The organism is Faucicola sp. SE7633 (genome assembly GCF_059264685.1).
In genome coordinates, this window is record NZ_JCADBW010000024.1 from 24833 (window position 1) to 31679 (window position 6847).

At 48.9% G+C, this 6847-nt stretch carries 1 protein-coding gene; it reads left to right on the top strand.

Annotation, left to right across the window (positions count from 1 at the left end; genetic code table 11):
• Positions 1-409: 409 nt before the first annotated feature.
• A partial coding sequence (locus tag AC5L4R_RS08735; protein ID WP_494478044.1) for an ESPR-type extended signal peptide-containing protein occupies positions 410-6847 on the top strand: 6438 nt, incomplete at its 3' end.

The window sequence follows — 6847 nt, forward strand, 5'->3', positions numbered from 1 at the left end:
CAAGTTAGACCAATGTGGGCACGCTGTGCAAGGTATTGGGCTGGTATGATGATTTTGGCAAAACTTGCTGATGATTGACAATTTTTGGCACATTTTACCCAAGTGACAAATTTTGTCAGTCATACTGACAAAAAATGTCAATTTAAAAATTTAATTATTATTCTTAAATTAAATATAAATTTTTATCAATCAGGGCATTTCTGGGCGATTATCTGCATGTTAAGGGGTTTTATCGCTTGGTGTGTATGCGAGGTATAAAGTGGCATATTTATTGCATGGTACTTATCAGTAAGACCACGATATATGATGACAATATTTTTATAACGTGTTTGTGTCAGTTGTTTGATATATCGCTTGTTTGGAGTGTGCTAAATAGTTTGTATAGATAAATTGATTGCATGGAGCAGTTATGAACCATATTTATAAAGTGATTTTTTGTAAAGCCACAGGCGTGTTTGTCGCGGTGGCGGAGTTTGCGCGTGCGCATGGCAAAAAAGGCAGCGGTGCGGTTGGGCAGGCAGGTGAGGTAAAAGCGTCTGCTACCAGCGTCAAGTACTTTGCTTTGACAGCGTTGTCAGGTGCGATGATGGTGGTCAGTGGGCAAGCGATGGCGGCAGGTAGTTTTGCTTCTGGGAATGGAATTGCTATAACCCCGACTCGTGGTGATGCTCCAAATAATGGTAATATTTATACCAATATTGCGATTGGCGGAAATGCTACCGCAACAGGAGGGCAACAGGCTATCGCGATAGGCTCTGGTAAAACCCCAGGTGAGGGTGCAAACGCAACAGGTGACCAATCGATTGCTATCGGTGCTAATACCAATGCTACAGGAGCATCTTCAATTGCTATTGGCGGGGATGATTTAGATGAAGCCTCTAAGGCTAATCTTGATAGATCAGTATCGAGTGGCGGTGTGAATAGTGGGACAGTAGCGACATCCTATGAAGCTTATACTGGTTATAGAATGGTTGATCCCACCAATGATGCAACACAATATATTAACACCCAAGCAGGCACAGCAGCCGTTGCTGTTGGTGTACAAGCTAATGCCTCTGGAGCGTTAGCGACAGCCATTGGGACTTCTTCTAAGGCAACGGTTTTAGGCGCAACTGCATTTGGTGTGGGAGCACATGCTACTCTTGAAAATTCGGTAGCTTTAGGCTCAGGCTCTAAGACTAATACTAATGCAACAGGTGTTACATCAGCGACAGTAAATGGAATTAACTATAGCGGATTTGCAGGTGGTGGAGATGTCACTGCAGGTGACCAAGTTTCAGTCGGTAGTACAGGCTATGAGCGCCAAATCAAAAACGTTGCACCCGGTGCTATCACCGCTAGCTCAACCGATGCCATTAATGGCTCACAGTTATATTTGACTCAACAAGCATTGGGTAATGTTGCCAAATCCACTGCCACAAATTTAGGTGGTGGGTCGAGTGTACAAGCTGATGGCAATCTTTCTGCCCCAACTTATACGGCAGTTAAAGATGGTGGCACAACTTACAAGACGGCAAACAATGTTGGTACAGGTCTATCTAACCTAAATGCTTATATCAACGAAGGCTTTAATGTACAAGGTAACGGTACAACCCAAGGTAAAGTAACCCCAACCGAAGCAATTAATTTTGTTAATGGTACCAACACCACAGCCACTGTATCACCTGAAGCCAATGGCGTTACCAACGTTACCTTTAACGTCAATACAACCACGCTTACGCCAAACAACACGGGCACAGTAACAGCAGGCAATACCGCAGGGCTAGCCAATGCCAATGATATCGCCAACGCCATCAACAACGCAGGCTTCACCCTACAAGCCCAAGGCGCGAACGGTAGCCTAGTCAAACCAGGTGCAACGGTGAATCTAAACAGCTCTTCACCAAGCCTACTAACCGTAAGCAAAAATGCAAACGGCAATACCGTAAATTTTGACCTCAGTCAAACCGCCAAAGATGGTATTGCAAAAGGTAATACCTCGGTTCAAACCATTACCACACGCATTAGCAACGACAATGGCACCACCCAAAATAACGCTCAAACCATCAATCAAAGCCAGCAATATGCCGATTTTATCGCAGGTGATAACATCAGGCTAGAGCAGGCGACAGGCGGTGGTATCAAAATCAGCAGTACTGCAGCAGGCGGTACGCCGATTCATTACTACAGCGTCAATGACGATGGCACACAAAAAGCCAACTACAATAATGACGGTGCAACAGGTAGAGATTCTTTAGCCATTGGTATAAACGCATTAGCTAGCGGTCAAGGCTCTACAGCAATCGGTGGACTAACCAACCAAGCAACCGCGCAGAATACGACAGCGGTTGGAGAAAATAATACCGCTTCAGGAGTATTTGCCACAGCTATAGGTGGACTTAATACTGCAGAAGCAGGCGCGACAGCGATAGGTAATAACAATACTGGCACACAAGCGTACGCTACAGCAATTGGACGATTAAACCAAAATACCGCCGCCTATGCCGTTGCCATAGGTAGCGAAAACCGAGCCACAGGCACTTATTCAACCGCCATTGGATACAAGAGCCAAGCCACTGCAAACAACGCAATTGCAGTGGGTAATAATGCGACTGCTCCTGCTGCTAATACCGTTGTCATCGGTAACAATGCGTCAGTTAATGTTAATACTAATAATTATTACAATCAAAGCGTTGCTATCGGTAATAACGCCAAAGTAGGTTCCGGACAAGGAGGTACTTATCAGGCGGGAACCGCTAATACAGGTGGCACGGCAGTAGGTCATGATGCCCAAACCTCATATGCAGGTGCAGTAGCCTTGGGATCTGCTCGGGCTCGTGCTTCAAATAGTATTGCGATTGGTGCACAAGGAAGTTACTGGGCAATTACGGAGGCTGATGGCGCGTTTGCGGTTGGTAATGGCGCGAAGGTATCAACCGCACAAAGTGTTGGGGGACAAGCGATTGGTCGTGGTGCATTCGTCCAAGGTGCTGGCGGTCAGGCGTATGGTCAGAGTACCAAGGCATACGGTCAAGCTGCGATTGCCATTGGAGGCGGCTACGATCCCACAAACGGTCCTAACATACCAGGCGGAGATACCGCTGCCAATGTAGGATCGGCAGCAGGAGCAGCTGATCGCGGTATCGCTATCGGTAGCACCGCGCGTGTCGGTAGTAGAGCGAATGACTCCATCGCGCTGGGTTCTAATACAGCAGTAGCAGATGGTGCAATCAGCGCAATCGCCATTGGCAATAATGCTAAAGCTACGGGCACACAGTCCATCAGCATCGGTACGGGTAACATTGTGAGCGGCAATAACTCAGGGGCATTGGGTGATCCTTCGCTCGTAGCAGGTAGTAATAGTTACTCAGTAGGTAATAATAATGTTATTAGCGCAGCGACTGATAACGGTTTTATTTATGGTGGACAAAACAACCTTGGCGGTACAACCACGCGTGATACCAATGGTGTGGTAACTGGTAGCACGATTACAGGTAACAACGCAGCGAATCGTTCAGTAGCGATTGGTTTTCAAAACAACGTCGCCACCAATGCTAATATTAATGACAGCGTGGCAATTGGTAGTAAAAACACCATTAACCAGTCAAATACGTTTGTCTTGGGTAATAACGTAACCACCACGCAAGCCAATAGTGTAGTTTTGGGTAATGACTCAACTGACCGTGCAGCCACCACAGAAGCTACGGCAGCTGTCAACGGCATCACTTATGGTCAATTTGCAGGACAAGGCAGTGCTGATAGAGGTGTCGTCAGTGTAGGTTCGGCAGGTAATGAACGTCAAATTATCAACGTAGCGGCAGGTCAAATCTCTGCCACATCAACTGATGCTATCAACGGCTCGCAGCTATACTTGACTCAACAAGCATTGGGTAATGTTGCCAACTCTACCAAAAATATCATTGGTGGTAACACCCAAGTGAATTCCGATGGCACACTAACGGTCAGTAATATTGGTGGTACAGGCAAAGATACCATCGATGAAGCCATTAAAGCATCAAAAACCGAAGTTAAAGCAGGCACCAACGTTGCAAGCGTTGAACAAACAACAGGTAACAACGGACAAAACGTTTACACCATCAATGCTGATGGTGCTAAAGTTACAGCAGGCAAAGGCGTAAACGTAGAAGCAGGTGAAAAAGACAGCAACAACATCACCAACTACACCGTCAGCCTAAACCAAGCGACCCAAGACAGCCTAGCCAAAGCCGACACCGCGCTACAAAGCTTTGACGCACAAGTTAACGGCACCACTGCCAAAACTGTTGATCAAAACAGCCCAACGGTAAACTTTGTCAATGGTACAGGCACCACTGCGCGTGCAGACGGCACCAACATCACCTTTGATGTCAAACAAGCCGACCTAACCACCAACCCAGATGGCACCGTCACCAACAACAACGCAGGTGACACCTTTGCCACAGGCGACCAAGTTGCCAACGCCATCAACAACGCAGGCTTCAACCTACAAGCCAACGGCGATGACGCAAGCTTGGTCAAAAACGGCGACACCGTCCAATTCCTAGAGGGACAAAACATTGCCATCACCCGTGACGGCAACAACATAACCGTTGCAACCACACCGAACGTCAGCTTTAACAACGTTGATGCCCAACGCATTGCCACAGGCGACACCGTCATGGACAACAGCGGCGTCACTTTAACGGGTGGCAACAACCAACCTGTCAAGCTGACCAACAACGGTCTAAACAACGGTGGCAACAAAATCACCAACGTCGCACCTGGCACCATCAGCCCAGACAGCACAGATGCAGTTAATGGCAGCCAGCTATACACCACCAACCAAAACGTCACCGACAACGCCGACAACATTGCCAAAGGCATCAACCTAGGTGGCACAACAGGCAGCAACAACTACCAACTAGGCGACACCATCAACATTAAAGGTGACAACAACATCACCAGCGACACCATAGATGGCGGCGTACAGTTAGGCTTAGCCCCTGTAGTGACAGTAGGCAACAACAACCCAATCACCATTGACGGCAACAACGGCACCATTGGAGGCTTGACCAACACAAGCTTTGACCCGAATGCTACCTACACAGGCGGACAAGCGGCGACCCAAGAGCAAGTGCAACAAGCGGCAGCCGCATCAAGAACCGAAGTTAAAGACGGCACCAACATTGCCAATGTTGACAAACGAACAGGAGCAAATGGACAAGACGTTTACACCATCAATGCCGACGGCGCCAAAGTTACAGCTGGCACAGGCGTAACCGTTGACGCAGCGGATAAAGACGCCAACAACGTCACCAACTACACCGTTAATGTCAAACAAGCCGACCTAGCCGCTAACCCGAACGGCACCGTCACCAACAACAACACAGGTGACACCTTTGCCACAGGCGACCAAGTTACCAACGCCATCAACAACGCAGGCTTCAACCTACAAACCAATGGCGACACCGCAAGCTTGGTCAAAAACGGAGACACCGTTCAACTGCTAGACGGACAAAACATTGCCATCACCCGTGACGGCAACAACATCACCGTAGCCACCACAAAAGACCTAGTAGCAGACAGCCTAACCACAGGCAACACCGTCATAAACAACGATGGCGTCACCCTAACAGGCGGTAACAACCAACCCGTCACCCTAACCAACAACGGGCTAAACAACGGCGGCAACAAAATCACCAACGTAGCAGCAGGCACAGCTGATACAGACGCCGTGAATGTCAGCCAACTACAAACCGCACAAGCCAAAGCCACCAGCAAACTTAAAGATGGCACAGCGACCACCGTTGGCACAAACACCAACCCAGACGGCAGCACCACCTACAACGTTAATGTGCAAACAGACGGCACAACCCTTACCGTCAATGGCGACAACCAACTAACCGCCCAAACCAGCGGCATCCGCGCAGGTAATGATGGACGCGTGAACATCAATGAAGGCGATAATCCAGACAGCCTGGTAACCGCAGGCAACGTTACCAACGCCATCAACAACGCAGGCTTCAACCTACAAACCAATGGCGACACCGCAAGCTTGGTCAAAAACGGAGACACCGTTCAACTGCTAGACGGACAAAACATTGCCATCACCCGTGACGGCAACAACATCACCGTAGCCACCACAAAAGACCTAGTAGCAGACAGCCTAACCACAGGCGATGAAAATGGCGGTGCTTACATTGATCGCAACATCATTGGCGTCGGCGACAACAGCACAGGACAAGCCACCGTACTTCAACCAGGCGCCATCACCGTGGGTGGACCGAACAACGGCATCCGCATCGAAGGCGACGCAGGGAAGATCAACGGCTTGACAAACAAAACGTTTGATCCAAACAACATCGTCAGTGGACAAGCAGCGACCGAAGACCAGCTACAACAAGCGGCAGCGGCAGCCACCACCAAGCTAGAAGATGGCACAGCAACCACGGTCAGCTCAACGCCTAACGCAGATGGCAGCACCACCTACAACGTTAATGTACAAACAGACGGCACAACCCTTACCGTCAATGGCGACAACCAGCTAACAGCCGTCACCACCGCATTGAACTCAGATGGCAAAGGCAACACCAATGCCACCAACCCAGACAACCTTGTCAAAGCAGGTGACATAGCCAACGCCATCAACAACGCAGGCTTCAACCTACAAACCAACGGCGACGAAGCAAGCCTGGTCAAAAACGGTGACACCGTTCAACTGCTAAACGGACAAAACATTGCCATCACCCGTGACGGCAACAACATCACCGTAGCCACCACAAAAGACCTAGTAGCAGACAGCCTAACCACAGGCAACACCGTCGTAAACAACGATGGCATCACCCTAACAGGCGCTAACAACCAACCCGTCACCCTAACCAACAACGGG